This is a genomic window from Sphingomonas sp. SORGH_AS_0879 (assembly GCF_030819175.1).
In the GTDB taxonomy this organism is placed as follows: domain Bacteria; phylum Pseudomonadota; class Alphaproteobacteria; order Sphingomonadales; family Sphingomonadaceae; genus Sphingomonas.
This window is the reverse complement of record NZ_JAUTBJ010000002.1, coordinates 2,296,528-2,312,656: the sequence shown is the minus strand read 5'-3', so window position 1 is coordinate 2,312,656 and position 16,129 is coordinate 2,296,528. Positions and strand designations below refer to the sequence as shown.

Annotated in this window: 16 protein-coding genes and 1 pseudogene; 11 read left to right on the top strand and 6 right to left on the bottom strand. The window is 64.0% G+C overall.

Annotated features, from left to right (window positions below):
- The first annotated feature begins 137 nt into the window (after positions 1-137).
- Genes cyoA through QE379_RS11540 form a run of 7 tightly spaced genes read left to right on the top strand, consistent with a single transcriptional unit; the run spans position 138 to position 6,951 of the window.
- Positions 138-1,349 (top strand): ubiquinol oxidase subunit II, encoded by a 1,212-nt coding sequence (gene cyoA / locus QE379_RS11570; protein ID WP_307000655.1) that lies wholly within the window; start codon positions 138-140, stop codon positions 1,347-1,349.
- An 11-nt stretch (positions 1,350-1,360) separates the two neighbouring features.
- Complete coding sequence (gene cyoB, locus QE379_RS11565; RefSeq protein ID WP_307000651.1) at positions 1,361-3,355, top strand: cytochrome o ubiquinol oxidase subunit I; 1,995 nt, start codon at positions 1,361-1,363, stop codon at positions 3,353-3,355.
- A 3-nt stretch (positions 3,356-3,358) separates the two neighbouring features.
- A complete protein-coding gene (gene cyoC / locus QE379_RS11560; RefSeq protein WP_007403230.1) occupies positions 3,359-3,997 on the top strand; it encodes a cytochrome o ubiquinol oxidase subunit III in 639 nt (212 codons plus the stop codon).
- Positions 3,994-4,401, top strand: a complete 408-nt coding sequence (gene cyoD, locus QE379_RS11555; RefSeq protein ID WP_373461774.1) for a cytochrome o ubiquinol oxidase subunit IV — start codon at positions 3,994-3,996, stop codon at positions 4,399-4,401. The genes cyoC and cyoD overlap by 4 nt, the downstream gene beginning before the upstream one ends.
- Positions 4,401-5,111, top strand: a complete 711-nt coding sequence (locus QE379_RS11550) for an SURF1 family protein (protein ID WP_307000647.1) — start codon at positions 4,401-4,403, stop codon at positions 5,109-5,111. Before cyoD ends, QE379_RS11550 begins: the two co-directional genes overlap by 1 nt.
- Positions 5,108-6,418 carry an ATP-binding protein gene (locus QE379_RS11545; protein WP_307000644.1) on the top strand — a complete coding sequence of 437 codons (1,311 nt, stop codon included), beginning with the start codon at positions 5,108-5,110 and terminating at the stop codon, positions 6,416-6,418. Before QE379_RS11550 ends, QE379_RS11545 begins: the two co-directional genes overlap by 4 nt.
- Entirely contained in the window at positions 6,418-6,951 is a 534-nt protein-coding gene (locus tag QE379_RS11540; protein WP_307003195.1) for a response regulator transcription factor, read from the top strand. The genes QE379_RS11545 and QE379_RS11540 overlap by 1 nt, the downstream gene beginning before the upstream one ends.
- Positions 6,952-7,047: 96 nt before the next feature.
- Here the strand turns inward: QE379_RS11540 and QE379_RS11535 are convergent, their stop codons facing one another.
- From QE379_RS11535 to QE379_RS11515, 5 genes are all read right to left on the bottom strand, one after another.
- A complete protein-coding gene (locus tag QE379_RS11535; protein WP_307000640.1) occupies positions 7,048-8,868 on the bottom strand; it encodes a DUF885 family protein in 1,821 nt (606 codons plus the stop codon).
- Between the two features lie 138 nt (positions 8,869-9,006).
- Complete coding sequence (locus QE379_RS11530; RefSeq protein WP_307000637.1) at positions 9,007-9,459, bottom strand: hypothetical protein; 453 nt, start codon at positions 9,457-9,459, stop codon at positions 9,007-9,009.
- A 53-nt stretch (positions 9,460-9,512) separates the two neighbouring features.
- Positions 9,513-9,764, bottom strand: a complete 252-nt coding sequence (locus QE379_RS11525) for a phosphatase (RefSeq protein ID WP_307000635.1) — start codon at positions 9,762-9,764, stop codon at positions 9,513-9,515.
- Positions 9,761-10,114 (bottom strand): phage holin family protein, encoded by a 354-nt coding sequence (locus QE379_RS11520; protein WP_307000633.1) that lies wholly within the window; start codon positions 10,112-10,114, stop codon positions 9,761-9,763. The genes QE379_RS11525 and QE379_RS11520 overlap by 4 nt, the downstream gene beginning before the upstream one ends.
- Positions 10,111-10,650: a hypothetical protein gene (locus QE379_RS11515; RefSeq protein ID WP_307000631.1), complete on the bottom strand. Its 540-nt coding sequence runs from the start codon at positions 10,648-10,650 to the stop codon at positions 10,111-10,113. Before QE379_RS11515 ends, QE379_RS11520 begins: the two co-directional genes overlap by 4 nt.
- 158 nt (positions 10,651-10,808) lie before the next feature.
- Between QE379_RS11515 and eno the strand changes: the two are divergent.
- Positions 10,809-12,090: pseudogene (eno, locus tag QE379_RS11510) on the top strand (phosphopyruvate hydratase).
- 56 nt (positions 12,091-12,146) lie between these two features.
- Positions 12,147-12,437, top strand: coding sequence for a septum formation initiator family protein (locus QE379_RS11505; protein ID WP_267433339.1), 291 nt, complete (start codon positions 12,147-12,149; stop codon positions 12,435-12,437).
- A 33-nt stretch (positions 12,438-12,470) separates the two neighbouring features.
- Here the strand turns inward: QE379_RS11505 and QE379_RS11500 are convergent, their stop codons facing one another.
- Positions 12,471-13,295, bottom strand: a complete 825-nt coding sequence (locus tag QE379_RS11500) for an alpha/beta fold hydrolase (RefSeq protein ID WP_307000629.1) — start codon at positions 13,293-13,295, stop codon at positions 12,471-12,473.
- 223 nt (positions 13,296-13,518) lie between these two features.
- Here QE379_RS11500 and QE379_RS11495 point away from each other — a divergent pair, with 223 nt between their 5' ends.
- Entirely contained in the window at positions 13,519-15,636 is a 2,118-nt protein-coding gene (locus tag QE379_RS11495) for a prolyl oligopeptidase family protein (protein WP_307000627.1), read from the top strand.
- A 93-nt stretch (positions 15,637-15,729) separates the two neighbouring features.
- Positions 15,730-16,089 (top strand): hypothetical protein, encoded by a 360-nt coding sequence (locus QE379_RS11490; RefSeq protein ID WP_373461773.1) that lies wholly within the window; start codon positions 15,730-15,732, stop codon positions 16,087-16,089.
- Positions 16,090-16,129 lie beyond the last annotated feature (40 nt).

Genomic DNA, 16,129 nt, shown 5'->3' with positions numbered 1-16,129 from the left:
GGCGGGTCGGTTGCAGTGCATAAAGACCGCGCATGACCGCCATTCTGCCGCGCCTATGCGCCTTTCGAACGACCACGGGGATTGGACAAACTGTCCAATGTGCGCACGTGCAGCAAAGGCGTAGCGGCGCTTCCCATATGTCTCATTCGTCGAGCCTTGCGCGCCTGCGCCCTCTTCGCTGGGCCGCCTTGCCCCTCCTGGCCATGCTGGGGGGATGCGACGCGGTCGTGCTCAACCCTGCCGGTGACGTTGCCGTGCAGCAACGCGATCTGGTCCTGATCGCAACGGCCCTGATGCTGCTGATCATCATTCCGGTGATGGTGCTGACGGTGCTGTTCGCGTGGCGCTATCGCAAGAGCAATACCGAAGCCGAATATGATCCCGAGTTCGATCACTCCACCATGCTGGAACTGGTGATCTGGTCGGCCCCACTGCTGATCATCATCTGCCTGGGCGCGGTGACGTGGACGAGCACCCATCTGCTTGATCCGTATCGCCCGATCGAGCGGACTGCCCCCGGCCAGCCGGTTGCAACGGGCGTCAAGCCGCTCGAGGTGCAGGTCGTCGCGCTCGACTGGAAATGGCTGTTCATCTATCCGGAGCAGGGCATCGCGACGGTCAACGAACTGGCGCTGCCGGTGGATCGTCCGGTCGAGTTCCGCCTGACCGGCACCTCGGTGATGAACGCCTTCTACATTCCGGCGATGGCGGGCATGATCTACACCATGCCCGGCATGGAGACGAAGCTGCACGCGGTCATGAACCGCGAGGGTACGTTCAAGGGGCTGTCGTCGCACTATAGCGGCGCGGGTTTCTCGGGCATGAACTTCCCGGTCTACGCGCTTCAGGCGAACGGTTTCGACCAGTGGGTCGAGAAGGTCCGCACCTCGCAGGCGGGGCAGGCCAAGGGCAAGGGTGAGTTGACCCGCGCCGCCTTCCTGGCCGTCGAGCGTCCCAGCGAGTATGTGCCCGCCATGTATTTCAGCGGCGTCCAGGGTGGCCTGTTCGACCGCGTCGTCAACCGCTGCGTCGCCGAGAACACGCCCTGCATGTCGGACGTGATGATGCACGACCGCATGACCGGTGGTGGAGATCCGCACAAGATGAAGGTTGGTGAGGGCAATCCGCCCGTCAACAACACCGGCCCGATGCATGGCGACCGGACCAAGGGCGCGCTCGAAAAGTCGCCTGAGGAAATCCAGACGTCGCCGCATCAGAGCAAGGAGCCTGTGCCGTCGAAGGGCGTGCAGGAACCGGGCGAGATGAAGAACCGCCGCATGTCCTTCCTTTCCATTCCGCAGACCCCCGGCCCGCAGACCCTTGGTCATGCCGGTGCGGGTCGCGGCTGAGGCACGCCATCATGGACAACATCATAAAGACCATCTTCGGACGGCTATCGATCGAGTCGCTTCCGATCCACGAGCCCATCGTCGTCGGCACCTTCCTGGGTGTCGCGGTCGGCGGGATCGCAGTTCTGGCGCTCATCACCAAGTTCAAGCTGTGGGGCTATCTCTGGAAGGAGTGGTTCACCACCGTCGATCACAAGCGCATCGGGATCATGTATATGATCCTGGGTATCGTCATGCTGCTGCGCGGCTTTGCCGACGCGTTGATGATGCGCGGGCAGCAGGCGATCGCGTTCGGCGATAACCAGGGCTTCCTGAACTCGCACCATTATGATCAGGTGTTCACCGCCCACGGTGTCATCATGATCTTCTTCGTGGCGATGCCGATCATCACCGGCCTGATGAACTACGTCATCCCGCTCCAGATCGGCGCGCGGGACGTGTCCTTCCCGTATCTCAATAATTTGAGCTTCTGGATGACCGCAGGCGGCGTGGTGCTGGTCATGGCCTCGCTTTTCATCGGCGAGTTCGCGCGGACCGGCTGGCTGGCCTTCCCGCCGCTGTCGGAACTGGATTTCAGTCCTGACGTGGGCGTCGATTATTATATCTGGGCATTGCAGGTGGCGGGTGTCGGCACGACCCTGTCGGGCATCAACCTGATCGCGACCATCATCAAGATGCGCGCGCCGGGCATGACCATGATGAAGCTGCCGGTCTTCTGCTGGACCTCGCTGTGCGCGAACGTCCTGATCGTCGCCAGCTTCCCCGTGCTGACCGCCACGCTCGTCCTGCTGTCGCTCGACCGCTATGTCGGCACCAACTTCTTCACGAACAATCTCGGCGGCAATCCGATGATGTACGTGAACCTGATCTGGATCTGGGGTCACCCGGAGGTTTACATCCTGATCCTGCCGCTGTTCGGCGTGTTCTCGGAAGTGACCTCGACCTTTTCGGGGAAGCGTTTGTTCGGCTATACCTCGATGGTCTACGCCTCGATCGTCATCACGATCCTGTCGTACCTGGTCTGGCTGCACCACTTCTTCACCATGGGTTCGGGCGCCAGCGTCAACTCGTTTTTCGGTATCACCACCATGGTGATCTCGATCCCGACGGGCGCGAAGATCTTCAACTGGCTGTTCACCATGTATAAGGGGCGCATCCGGTTCGAGCTGCCGATGATGTGGACCATCGCGTTCATGCTGACCTTCACCATCGGTGGCATGACCGGCGTCCTGCTGGCCGTTCCGCCCGCCGACTTCGTGCTGCACAATTCGCTGTTCCTGATCGCGCACTTCCACAACGTGATCATCGGCGGCGTGCTGTTCGGGGCCTTTGCGGCGATCAACTACTGGTGGCCCAAGGCCTTCGGGTTCAAGCTCAACCAGTTCTGGGGCAAGGTGTCGTTCTGGCTGTGGGTCATCGGCTTCTGGGTCGCATTCACGCCGCTCTACATCATGGGCCTGATGGGCGTGACCCGTCGTCTGCACCATTTCGAGGATCCGTCGTTGCAGATCTACTTCGTCGTCGCCCTGCTGGGTGCGCTGATGATCGCGGGCGGTATCGGGGCCTTCCTGGTTCAGATCGGCGTGTCGATCTGGAAGAAGGAGGAGCTGCGCGACGTGACGGGCGATCCCTGGAACGGCCGCACGCTGGAATGGGCGACCTCGTCGCCGCCGCCGGATTACAACTTCGCCTTCACTCCCGTCATCCATGAACTGGACGCCTGGTACGACATGAAGGACAAGAAGGCCGAGGCGCCGACCGAAGGCTATCGCGCGATCCACATGCCCAAGAACACGGGCACCGGCGTCATCATCGCGGGTCTGTCGACTGCCTTCGGCTTCGGTATGATCTGGTACATGTGGTGGCTGGCCGCCATCGCGCTGCTGGGTGTCGTCGTCGTCGCCATCTGGCACACGTTCAACTATGACCGCGACTATTACATCCCCGTCGAAGAAGTCGTGGCAACGGAAAGCGAGCGGCGTCGCCTGCTCGGGCAGGGAGCCTGATCCATGTCGACCGACGTTCTGAGCGCCGATCCGGCCAAGAACCCGACCTATTATCTGGTCGAGGACGAGGATCATCATCACGAATCCGGTGGCTCGACCGCCATCGGTTTCTGGATGTACCTGATGAGCGATTGTCTCATCTTCGCCATCCTGTTCGCCACTTACGGCGTGCTCGGCACCAGCTATGCGGGCGGGCCGACGCCGCGGGAGATTTTCGAGCTTCCGCTGGTCGCGCTCAACACCTCGATGCTGCTCTTGTCGTCGATCACCTATGGCTTCGCCATGATCGCGATGGAGAAGAACCAGAAGTCGAACACGCTGATCTGGCTGGGCATTACCGGCCTGTTCGGTCTCGCCTTCCTGTCGATCGAACTGTACGAATTCGCCAACCTCATTCATGAGGGCGCGGGTCCGCAGCGTTCGGCCTTCCTGTCGTCCTTCTTCACGCTGGTCGGCACGCACGGTCTGCACGTCACCTTCGGCTCGATCTGGCTGGTCACGCTGATGGTGCAGGTTGGCCGCTTCGGACTGATCGAAGCGAATAAGCGTCGCCTGATGTGCCTGTCGATGTTCTGGCACTTCCTGGACGTCGTCTGGATCGGCGTCTTCACCTTTGTCTATCTTCTGGGAGTTCTCCGTTGAGCGCTCATCCCCCCCATGGTCATAGCGACCACGCCAATCTGGACCATGATCTCCACGCACATGGCGACACCCATGGGCATGGTTCGCTCAAGGGTTACATGATCGGCTTCGTGCTGTCGGTGATCCTGACGGCCGTCCCGTTCTGGGCGGTCATGACCGGCGCGCTGGGCGATACCCAGACGACCGCCTTGGTCATCATGGGCCTCGCCTTCGTCCAGATCGTCGTCCACATGATCTACTTCCTCCACATGAACACCAAGTCGGAGGGTGGCTGGACGATGATGGCGCTGGTGTTTACCGCTGTTCTGGTCGTCATCACGCTGAGCGGATCGATCTGGGTCATGTATCACATGAACACCAACATGATGCCGGACATGGCCGCCCAACTGGGCGGCGGCATGTAATGGCCGATGCTGGCGTCAGCGGAGAGCGGCGCGGCCGCTCGCCGCTGGTGCCGGCGATCCTGACCGCGATAGGCCTGGCCCTGATCGCGGCTTTTCTGTCGCTTGGCGTGTGGCAGTTGCAGCGCCGGGTGTGGAAGCTAGACCTGATCGCCAAGGTCGATGCCCGGCTCCACGCCGCGCCCGTTGCGGCTCCCCCGACCGCCGGTCCCCAGGACGTCTATCGCCGGGTCACCGCGACCGGCACCTTCCGCAACGACCGCGAGACGTTCGTCCAGGCGGTGACCGAGCGGGGGCCGGGCTATTGGGTCCTGACGCCGCTGGTCGGACCGCGCTTCACCATCCTCGTCAACCGTGGTTTCGTGCCCGCCGAGCGCCGGGCCGATCATGACCGCCGGAACGGACCGGTCCGCATCACCGGGCTCGTCCGGATCAGCGAGCCGAAAGGGGCGTTTCTCCGCTCGAACGACCCGGTCGCCGATCGCTGGTATTCGCGCGATGTCGAGGCGATCGCCGCCGCCAAGCAATTGGGCCCCGTCGCCCCCTATTTCATCGACGCCGACGCCACGCCCAATCCGGGCGGCTATCCGATCGGCGGGCTGACGGTCGTCGCCTTCCGCAACAGTCATTTGTCCTATGCGCTGACCTGGTTCGCGCTGGCGATCCTGACCGTCGTCGGGCTGGTCATCCTGTGGAGGCGGGGCCGCGAGTGACGGGCGTCCCGCCTTTCCTGCCGTTCACCATCCGTCCGCGCGAAGCGGATGCGACCGCGGGGACGGCGAATATGCGCCAGCTGATCCACCTGCGCTGGATGGCGGTGGCGGGACAGTTGGTGACGATCCTGTTCGTCAACCGGGTCATGGGCGTTCAGCTTCCCGTGGTGGCCATGTTGGGCGTGCTCGGCATGGCGGTGGCGATCAATCTGCTCAGCCATTTCCGCCTGCGCTTCCACCGGATCACCAACACCGAACTGCTCTTCGCCCTGATGTTCGATGTCGGCACGCTGACGCTCCAGCTATTCCTGGCGGGTGGCGCGACCAATCCGTTCATCTCGCTCTATCTGATCCAAGTGGTGCTGGGCGCGGTCCTGCTGGAGACCTGGTCCGCCTGGGCTCTGGCGGGGATCACCGGTGTCTGCTTCGGCCTGCTATCGCTCCACCATCGGCCGCTGGCATTTCCGCCATGGCTGTTCGGCGACATCGCGGGACTGCATACGCTGGGCAATTGGTTGAGCTTTGCGATCGTCGCGGGCCTGCTGATCCTGTTCGTCACCCGCATCAGCCACAATCTCCGCCAGAGCGCGGCGCGGCTGGCTGACCTGCGCGAGCAGGCGTCGGAGGAGGAGCATATCGTCCGCATGGGCCTGCTCGCCTCGGGTGCGGCGCATGAGCTTGGCACGCCGTTGGCCAGCCTGTCGGTAATCCTGAGCGATTGGCGGCGGGTGCCCAAGCTGCGCGACGACGCCGAGCTCATGGGCGAGATCGCCGAGATGCAGGCCGAGGTCCAGCGGTGCAAGGCGATCGTCACCCGCATTCTTCAATCCGCCGGAGAGCCGCGCGGCGAGGCGGCGGAACTGTCCGAGGTCGGACGCTTCATCGACACGATCGTCGGTGAGTGGCGGCAAAGCCATGCCCAAGTGGCGCTCGATTATCAGCGGACCGACGATGACGCGGCGATCGTGTCCGATCCCGCGATCAAGCAGGCGGTGTGGAACGTGCTCGACAATGCGGCGGAGGCATCGCCGCATTGGGTGGGGCTGTCCGTCATGCGCGAGGGCGGGGCAGTCGCCGTCCGGGTCACCGATCGGGGGCCGGGCTTCACGTCTTCCACCCTGTCGCAGGTCGGTCGCCCGCAGCAATCGACCAAGGGAGAAGGGCATGGCGTCGGCCTGTTCCTCGTCTCCAGCGTCGTGCGTAAGCTGGGCGGACGAGTCGAGGCCGCCAATCGGCCGGAGGGTGGCGCGGTCGTCACCCTGACACTACCTCTGAGCATGATCGGCTTATCGGATCGGGAGGCATGATGGACGAGGAACGGTCCCTGGTGATCGTCGAGGATGACGAGACCTTCGCGCGCACGCTGCAACGCTCGTTCGAGCGGCGGGGCTACCGCGTGTGGGTGGCGCATGGCCCGGATGCGCTGGTCGGGATCCTGTCGGAAACGACGCCGCGCTATGCGGTGGTCGACCTGAAGCTCGGTCAGGCTTCGGGGCTGGCCTGCGTCCAGACGCTCCATGCACATGACCCGGAGATGCTGATCGTCGTGCTGACCGGCTTTGCGAGCATCGCGACGGCGGTCGAGGCAATCAAGCTCGGCGCGTGCCATTATCTTGCCAAGCCTTCCAACACCGACGACATCGAAGCCGCCTTCCACAAGGCGGGCGGCGATACGACGACCGCGATCACCGACCGGCCCAGTTCGATCAAGACGCTGGAATGGGAGCGGATCAACGAGACGCTGGCCGAAACCAACTTCAACATTTCCGAAACGGCGCGTCGGCTCGGCATGCACCGCAGGACGCTGGCCCGGAAGCTGGAGAAGCGCCACGTTCCATAGGGCAGGTGGAGAGGTATCGGCCCATCGAGCGGGATACCCCTCCGTCAGGCCTCCGGCCTGCCACCTCCCCTTACAGGGGAGGAATTGAGACAGGTATCAGCGCTTCTTTTCGGCGGCGATCCAGTCGGCGATCTTCTTTTCCAGAACCGGCATGGGCAATGCGCCGGTGTCCAGCACTTCGGCATGGAAGCGCCGCGGATCGAACTTGGCGCCCAACTCCGCCTTGGCCTGGGCCTTCAGGCGGCTGATGGTCAACTGTCCGATCTTGTAGGCGAGAGCCTGACCCGGAATGGCGATGTAGCGCTCGACCTCGGCCGTCGCGTCGGTTCGCGCCATGGGGGAGTTGGCGAGCATATAGTCGATCGCCTGATCGCGGGTCCAACCCTTTGCGTGAATGCCGGTATCGACCACGAGCCGCATCGCGCGCAGCATCTCGTCGTTCAGGCCGCCCATCCGCTGATAGGGGTCGGTCTCCATTCCGAGTTCGGGCCAGAGCGTCTCGGCATAGAGCGCCCAGCCTTCGGCATAAGCGGTGTTGCCGCCGAACCGCATGAAGGCGGGCAGCGCCGCATTTTCCTGCGCCAGGCTGATCTGGAAATGATGCCCCGGTACCGCCTCGTGCAGATAGAGCGTTTCCATCTCCCACATATAGCGGGAGGGAAGATCATAGGTGTTGTAGTAGAATACGCCGGGCCGCGTCCCGTCCGGCGTGCCGCCCTGATAGGAGCCGCCCGCGTCCGTCTTTTCCTTGAAGGCGGGGACCGGCCGGATTTCGAGTGCGGTCTTGGGGATCAGCGAGAATTGCTCGCGGATGCGCGCATCGACGCGCCGCCCGATCGCCTCATAGCCTTCGCGCAACTGCGCCGCCGATTTGGGCTGGAAACGCGCATCGGTGCGCAGGAAGGTGAAGAATTCGGGCAGGCTGCCCTTGAAACCGACAGCCTGCTTTTGGACTTCCATCGCCTTCAGGATACGCGCGACTTCCGACAGGCCGAGCTGGTGCACCTCCTCGGCCTTGAGCGGCAGGGTCGTGTTCTGCTCGATCAGATAGGAATAGAGCTTGTCACCGCCGGGCATTCCGACAAGCCCGACCGAGTCGCGTGCGGCGGGAAGATAGGTGTCGGCCAGGAAGGTCCGCATCCGCTTTTCGGCGGGAACGATGACGTCGTGGATCTGGGTCGCATAGGCCGTCTTTAGCCGGGCCTGCTCGGCGGTCGGGATCGTGGCGGGGAAACGCTTGAGCGGGCCGTAAAAGGTGGATTTCTCGACCGGTACCGCCAGCAGATTGTCGAACTGCGCGATCATGTTGCGCACGACCAGCTTGGGCTGCACGACGCCGGTCTTCATGCCCTGCCGAAAGCGCTCGATCGCCTCGTCCAGCAGATAGGCATATTCGACGTTGCGCTTCAGGTTATTGTCGTAATCCGCCACCGTGTTGAACGGGGCCGCGCCCTGGCCCGAGGCGAATTCGGGGTAGAAGGTCTGGATACCAAAGAAATGGTCCATCGGACGCACGATGGTCAGCGCAACAAGCGACGGATCGAGTCCCTTCAGCGTCGTCTCGGTCTGTTGGCGAAACACGTCATAGGCAATCTGGTTCGTCGGGGTCAGCTTGGCACGGTCGATCTGGCCGAGGCGCTTCAAATCGCTTTCCGCTGCCGCGCGCTCCGCTGCGATCCAGGTGTCGGAGAAGAAATCGCCGATCCGGTCGGCGCGGCGCATATCGCCCCGGAACAACCCGTTGATCGGGCTGCGCGCCAGACTGGCTTCGTCGCTGTCATGGAAAAGCTGCTTCAGTCGCGCGTCCTGCTGTCCTTCGCCGGGGAGGACAGGGGACGGGGGAATAGCCTGTGCGGCCAGCGGCGCGGCGGGGAGGGGAAGCGAAACGAGCAGGGCGGCGAGGGAAAGGTGGCGCAAGCGGATATCCCGTTCAAAAGCGGACAAGCCATCTTGGTAGAAAGCCCGCCCGCCGCCCGCAAGCCACCGTTCATTGCCACATGAAGGAAAGGGCACTGGGCGATCCTGTCAGGCCGCCAAGCGCCCTTTCCAACGTCATCAGATTGCCGTGTCGGTCGACTTGTTCGTCGCGGCCTTCGCCGCCGCCGTGCTGGCGTTGCTGGCCACCTTGACGACATCATCGAGCAGCGAGCGGGCACGATCCTTTGCTGCATCCTTGGTCAGGCCGGCATTCTCCAGCTCACGCAGGCCCGTTTCGCGCGCCGCCTGCGTCGCCTGACGGATCGTCTCGCCAAGCTTCTTGCCGAGCGGGGCGAGCAATTCCTTCTCGCGCGCGGATCGCGGCAGCAGCGCGCCTGCGATCACGCCGACGGCCAGGCCGCCGACCAGAATGCCCAGCGGATTGGCCTCAATGGTCTGGGCGGTCTTGTGCGCCAGCTCACCGGCCTTGTCCTTGGCATCGTGATAGGCCTGCGATGCGGTTTCGCGACCATGGTCCAGCTTCTCGCGAAGGCGGTCGGTCTGCTGTTCGTTCTGGGTTTCGGTGGTCATTGCGAACATCCTTCTGGGCTATGTCGCCGATGGTCACCCATCGGCGGGCCAAATCAGCGCTTGCGCTTGAACAGGCGGGCGATCCGCCGACGATTGAGCAACAGGCCAAGAGCCGCGACGCCGCCCGCGACGGTGGCCGGATTGCTCTTCGCGCAATCCAGGCTCGACTTGGCAGCGGACAGCCCGGCTTCCCTGGCTTGCGCAGCCAGGGCTTGGGGCTCCAACCGCGCCTGGAGACGCGACACGGTGTGGTTCATCCGCTCACGCGCGGCGGCGGCCCGGACTTCGGCTTCGGCGACGGTCATGTCTTCCCTCCCGACAGGCAGGACTTGCCCACCATCGCCAGGATCCCGGCGACGACCAGAACGAGCCCGACCACGATCAGCGTCGCGCCCAACGGTCCCGTCGTCGGGGCCAGCGCGAAGATCAACCCGACCAGCAGCGCGATCAGCGCAGCCAGCGCCAAGACGGCGGCCGCCCCGAGAAAGATCGCTGCACTGCGAAAGCGCCCGATCTTGTCCGAGGCGCGGGCCTTAGCCAGATCGATTTCCGCCGTGATATAGGAACGGCCGTCATCGACCAGTTGCGATACCAGCGACGTCAGCGTCTCCGGGTCCGACCTCGCCGCCGACAGGGGAGCGGTGACGCGGGTCACGCGGCAGCGTCGACCGACTGGCGGGTCTCAACGCCCGACTGGACGACGCGGGCCAGCACAAAGCCGAGCGCGGCAGCGATGCCGATCGCAACCGCCGGGCTTTTCGTCACGAAAGCGCGGGCGTCGTCGATCAGTTCCTCGACATCCTTGTCCTTGATCGCACCCGAGAAGGACGTGACGGTGTCGGCGGCAGAGCGGGCATATTGGCCATATTGGCTGCCCAGCTTCTCATCCACCTGACCGGCGGCATCGTTCAGGAGTTGCGCCACCTGATCGAGCGCTGACCCGGCCTTGGCCTTGCCGTCGCCCGCGAGCGCGTGAATCTTGTCGACCGCCTGTTGCTGAACCTTGGTCGCACCTTCCTTTACCTGCTGCTTGGCCTCGGACAGGGTGTTCGTGCTCTTGGCGGCATCGTCCGTGCCCAACGCCTCGGGCGCGGCGTTGGGGGCTGCGACTTCGGGTGCGCTGGCGGTGTTGGTCGCGAAACCGGGGGTGCCGCCTTGCGACGGCGGGAAGATATTGTCCGTGTCGGCCATGGGAAATCCTTTCCTCTTTGGCCCGGATGACCGGGCAGTTCGCCTCTTAACCCCGGCGGCGGAACGACGGTTCCATGCTTTTCCCGCAATTGCCCTTCGCCCTGTCACAGGTTAGAGCCGCGCCGAGACCTTCAAGGCTGATGTAGGAGCATCGTTACGTGACCGCAATCATCGACATCCACGGGCGCCAGATCCTGGACAGCCGTGGCAATCCCACGGTCGAGGTGGACGTTCTGCTCGAAGACGGCAGTTTCGGCCGTGCGGCCGTGCCCTCGGGCGCGTCGACCGGCGCGCATGAGGCGGTCGAAAAGCGTGACGGCGACAAGAGCCGCTGGATGGGCAAGGGCGTCGAAGCCGCTGTCGAGGCGGTGAATGACGAGATCGCCGACGCCATCATCGGCCTCGACGCCGAGGATCAGGCCGATCTCGACCGTACGATGATCGAGCTGGACGGCACCGAGAACAAGGGCCGCCTGGGTGCCAACGCGATCCTGGGCGTCAGCCTGGCGGCGGCGAAGGCCGCGGCGGAAGCGCGTGGCCTGCCGCTATACAAATATGTCGGCGGCGTCTCGGCCCATCTGCTGCCCGTGCCGATGATGAACATCATCAACGGCGGCGAGCATGCCGACAATCCGATCGACTTCCAGGAATTCATGATCATGCCCGTCGGGGCGGACAGCATCATGGAGGCGGTCCGCTGCGGTTCGGAAATCTTCCACACGCTGAAGAAGGCGCTGCACGAAAAGGGCTTGGCGACCGGCGTGGGCGACGAGGGCGGTTTCGCCCCCAACATCGCCTCGACCACCGAAGCGCTCGACTTCATCATGGCCTCGGTCGAGAAGGCCGGGTACAAGCCGGGCGACGACGTGATGATCGCGCTCGACTGCGCGGCGACCGAGTTCTTCAAGGACGGCAAGTACAATATCTCGGGCGAGGGCAAGATTCTGTCGAGCCATGAGATGGCCGAATATCTCGCCAACCTGACCCGACTAATATCCGATCCTGTCGATCGAAGACGGCATGGCCGAGGATGATTGGGAAGGCTGGAAGGCGCTGACCGACCTGATCGGCGACAAGGTCCAGCTGGTCGGCGACGATCTGTTCGTCACCAATCCGAAGCGTCTGAAGCAGGGCATCGACGGCGGCTATGCCAACTCGCTGCTGGTCAAGGTCAATCAGATCGGCACGCTGACCGAGACGCTGGAGGCCGTGTCGCTGGCGCAGCGTTCGCGCTACACCGCCGTCATGTCGCACCGTTCGGGCGAAACCGAGGATTCGACCATCGCCGATCTGGCGGTCGCCACCAACTGCGGTCAGATCAAGACGGGCAGTCTCGCGCGTTCGGACCGGCTCGCCAAGTACAACCAGCTGATCCGTATCGAGGAGGAGCTGGGCGATGCGGCGCGCTATGCGGGCCGTGACGTGTTGATCCGCGCTTGAAATCGAGGGGCGTCGGTACGACAATGGCCGCTGTGACCAGAAAGTCGACGCCTTTCATGCGGACCATGCGGCGGGCAGCCTTGCCCGCCCTTGGCCTGACCATCGTTGCGTTCTTCGGCGCCTATGCGGTGCTGGGGCGCAACGGTCTGCTCGCTTATGGCGAGTATCAGCGCCAGCTGGTGAAGCGTGAGCAGGATTATGCCGCGCTCGACAAGAAGCGGACGGTGCTGAAGAACCGCGTCGCCCTGCTCGACCCCGACCATGCCAATCCGGACATGGTGGACGAGATGGTGCGCAAGGAACTGAACGTCGCCCATCCGGACGAGGTCATCGTTCCGCTCAAATGAGAAGGGCGGCCCCGCAAGGCCGCCCTTTCCCTGTCATCGACCCAGGAAGGTCAGCAGGTCGCTGGTCAGGCGATCGCCATGCGTGACGTTCAGGCCGTGCGGCGCACCGTCATATTCCACGAGCTGCGAATGGGCGATGCCCGCCGCCGCCGCGCGCCCCGCCGGGTCGATCGGCACCGTCTGGTCGCCGGTGCCATGGACGATCAGGGTCGGCACGCGGAAGGCGGGCAGGTCGGGACGGAAGTCGGTCTGGCTGAACGCTTCCGCACAGGCCAAAGTGGGCTTGAGCCCCGCCTGCATCGCGACGCTGGTCGCCCAGTCGAGCACCTCGTCGCTGACCGGGCTGGTGATATAGCCGACGCCGAAGAACTGCTTGAAGAAGGTGTGGCGCAGGAAATGCGCACGGTCATCGCGCAGGCCCTGGCCGATCTGGTCGAATACCGACTGGTCGGTGCCCTGGGGGTTGTCATCGGTCTTGGGCATGTAAGGCACGACCGAGGCGATCAGACCGGCGGCGATCACGCCCTTGCCGCCGTGACGGCTCATATAGCGCGCGACTTCGCCGCCGCCCATCGAGAAGCCGATGACCGCCGCATCCTGTGCCCCCGTCGCCTCCAGCACATCGGCCAGATCGTCCGACAGCGTGTCATAGTCATAGCCCGACCAGGGCTGGCCCGAACGCCCGAAGCCGCGACGGTCATAGGCAATCGCGCGGAAACCCGCCTCGGCCAGTGCCATCATCTGCGCGTCCCACATATCAGCGGACAGCGGCCAGCCATGGAGCAGGACGACGGGACGACCCTCGCCCCAATCCTTGACATAAATGTCGGTACCGTCGCGCGTCTTCACATATGGCATCGTCTGCTCCTGAGCATTCGTGCGGGAAAGGTGCGACGTGAACGGGCCGCCCGATAAGCCGTTCCGTCCGGGCGCTGGCAGCACATGTCGATCGACGCTTCGATTTTCGTCGTTCTTCCCGGTGCTAAGGCCGCAACGACAATAAAGCTGCCGTAACGCATTGCCAGTATCGCGTGATGAAGTCACATTCCCGCCCATCGGAGCATAGGACGGAGCGTAACGGATGCGGGGATGGCGGTGGATGCTGGCGGGATCGATGTTCGCCAGCCAGATTGCGACGGGAGCGGCGATGGCGCAGACGAACCAGATGACCGAGAATGATCCCTATATCTGGCTGGAGGACAAGGACGGCGCCAAGGCCCTGTCCTGGGTGGAGGCGGAGAATGCCAAGACCCTGCCGCGGCTTCAGAACGATCCGCGCTATCAGACCTTCTATGGCGAGGCATTGGCCATCGCCTCTGCCAAGGATCGCATTCCGATGCCGGGGCAGATGTATGGCCGGATCGTCAATTTCTGGCGCGATGCCGATCACCCGCAGGGCCTGTGGCGGTGGACGACCGAGGCCGACTATGCCTCGCCCGATCCGAAGTGGACGACGCTGCTCGACCTCGACGCGCTGAGCAAGGCGGAGGGCAAGAAATGGGTGTGGAAGGGCGTCAACTGTCTCAGCCCCGAGGAGCGTCTTTGCCTGGTCGCGCTGTCCGAGGGCGGTGAGGACGCGATCGAATATCGCGAATTCGACATGGAAACCGGGCAGTTCGTACCGGACGGCTTCCGCCTGTCGACCTCGAAGCAGGGGGCGGCGTGGCTGGACAAGGACACACTGCTGGTCAGCCGCGACTGGGGGCAGGGCACGCTGACCAAGTCCAGCTATCCCTTCGTCGTGAAGATGGTGAAGCGCGGCGCCCCCCTGTCGCAGGCGACCGAGATTTTCCGGGGCGAGCCCTCGGACGAACTCGGCACCTATGCCAGCGTGTTGACCGATGCGAAGGGCAACCGTGCCGTGGTGATCGAGCGGCGGCAGACCTTCTTCGGCGGCGACAAGCTGTTCTGGACGCCGACGGGCGGCGCGAAGCCCATCGCCATGCCCGCGCGCGCCTTTCCGTCCGGCATGGTCGACGGGCGCGTGATCTTCCAGACCAGCGATCCCTGGGGCGAGCATCCGGCGGGCTCGGTGGTCTGGGCGCCGCTGTCCGAATTGGAAGTGGGCCGGATCGCACCGCGCGCGCTGTTCACGCCGACCGATCGGCAGGCGGTGGAAGGCGTTACGACCACCAGGGACCGGGTGGTCGTCACCTATATCGACAATGTCCGGGGCCGTGCGAGCGTGTTCTCGCCGCAGGGGGCGGCTTGGGTGTCCACGGCGGTCCAGGTGCCGGATAATATGGCGGTCGATGTGGTCAGCACCAGCGACCGTTCGGATATCGTCTATCTCGCGACGGCGGGGTTCACGACGCCGACCGTGCTATCCCGTTTCGATGCGGGTCGCGCCGCCGCGCCGCAGGTGCTCAAGACGCTGCCCGCGCGGTTCGATGCGGCCGGCACCACCGTTCATCAATATGAGGCGACCTCCACCGACGGGACGAAGATCCCGTATTTCGTCGTCCTGCCCAAGGGCGCGAAGCTGGACGGCACGACGCCGACGTTGATGACCGCCTATGGCGGGTTCGAGATCGCCCGGCTGCCCACCTATCTCGGCGCGACCGGCAAGATCTGGACCGAGCGGGGCGGGGCGTTCGTGCTCGCCAATATCCGGGGCGGCGGGGAGTTCGGGCCGAAATGGCATGATGCCGGTCGGAAGACCAGGCGCCAGATCATCTATGACGATTTCGCCTCGGTCGCGAAGGACCTGTTCGCGCGGCACATCACCAGCGCGCAGAAGCTGGGCATCTATGGCGGGTCGAATGGCGGGCTGCTCATGGGTGTCGAGCTGACCCAGCATCCCGAATTGTGGAAGGCGGTGACGATCCAGGTGCCGTTGCTCGACATGGTGCGTTACCAGAAGATCGCGGCGGGCGATTCGTGGAAAGACGAATATGGCTCGATCGACGTGCCCGAAGAGGCCGCGTTCCTTCGCAAGATTTCGCCCTATGCCAATATCCGCAAAGGCGTCGCCTATCCCGAGCCCTATATCTGGACGACGACCAAGGACGACCGCGTCGGGCCGCAGCATGCGCGCAAGTTTGCCGCGCGGCTGGCGGAATACGGCATCCCCTATCTCTTTTACGAGGACACGGCGGGCGGCCATTCGGGCGATGCCGATATCGCGCAAGGGGCGCGGCTGAACGCGCAGCAGATGGTCTATTTTGCGCAGAAGCTGATGGATACGCCCAAGCGTTGAGGTCGGAAGGCCGGGCGGGTAGCGCCGCTCGGTTGCTTCCCGTATGACGTATGCGGCAATAATCTTCTTGCTGCATTGCGGCAGGATGGGCAAATGCAGGGCATGACCGATATGACGACGACCGAGCGCCGTCCGGCTGAGCCGGCGGCTGGCGCTCCGGCCATCATCTTCGAAGCGATCGTCAAGATGCAGGCAGTGTCTGCCTTGTACAATCGCGGCGAGGTGGTGCTGGCGCCGCACGTGATCTTCACCCGCCACGACGAACTTTACGTCGATGCGACGACGATCGAGCGCGATGGCAAGCCGCCGCGCGAGGAGAAGATGGGGACGTTCAAGCTGGCGGGCCTGGGTTCTCTACGTCTGACGCCGCGTCGCTTCGCCGCCAGTTCGCTGTTCGAGCGTGAGGCGGAAAAGTATCAGAATGCCGCTCTCATGATGGTCGAGCCGGCCTGACCTCATTCGGATGGTGCCGCGCTCCGAAGACGGAGCGCGG

What these genes read in the sequence shown, in the direction of transcription:
- cyoA (WP_307000655.1), top strand. Translation starts at nt 138, where the DNA reads ATGTCTCATTCGTCGAGCCTTGCGCGCCTGCGCCCTCTTCGCTGGGCC.
- cyoB (WP_307000651.1), top strand. Translation starts at nt 1,361, where the DNA reads ATGGACAACATCATAAAGACCATCTTCGGACGGCTATCGATCGAGTCG.
- cyoC (WP_007403230.1), top strand. Translation starts at nt 3,359, where the DNA reads ATGTCGACCGACGTTCTGAGCGCCGATCCGGCCAAGAACCCGACCTAT.
- QE379_RS11550 (WP_307000647.1), top strand. Translation starts at nt 4,401, where the DNA reads ATGGCCGATGCTGGCGTCAGCGGAGAGCGGCGCGGCCGCTCGCCGCTG.
- QE379_RS11540 (WP_307003195.1), top strand. Translation starts at nt 6,418, where the DNA reads ATGGACGAGGAACGGTCCCTGGTGATCGTCGAGGATGACGAGACCTTC.
- QE379_RS11530 (WP_307000637.1), bottom strand. Translation starts at nt 9,459, where the DNA reads ATGACCACCGAAACCCAGAACGAACAGCAGACCGACCGCCTTCGCGAG.
- QE379_RS11525 (WP_307000635.1), bottom strand. Translation starts at nt 9,764, where the DNA reads ATGACCGTCGCCGAAGCCGAAGTCCGGGCCGCCGCCGCGCGTGAGCGG.
- QE379_RS11515 (WP_307000631.1), bottom strand. Translation starts at nt 10,650, where the DNA reads ATGGCCGACACGGACAATATCTTCCCGCCGTCGCAAGGCGGCACCCCC.
- QE379_RS11505 (WP_267433339.1), top strand. Translation starts at nt 12,147, where the DNA reads ATGCGGACCATGCGGCGGGCAGCCTTGCCCGCCCTTGGCCTGACCATC.
- QE379_RS11500 (WP_307000629.1), bottom strand. Translation starts at nt 13,295, where the DNA reads ATGCCATATGTGAAGACGCGCGACGGTACCGACATTTATGTCAAGGAT.
- QE379_RS11495 (WP_307000627.1), top strand. Translation starts at nt 13,519, where the DNA reads ATGCGGGGATGGCGGTGGATGCTGGCGGGATCGATGTTCGCCAGCCAG.
- QE379_RS11490 (WP_373461773.1), top strand. Translation starts at nt 15,730, where the DNA reads ATGCAGGGCATGACCGATATGACGACGACCGAGCGCCGTCCGGCTGAG.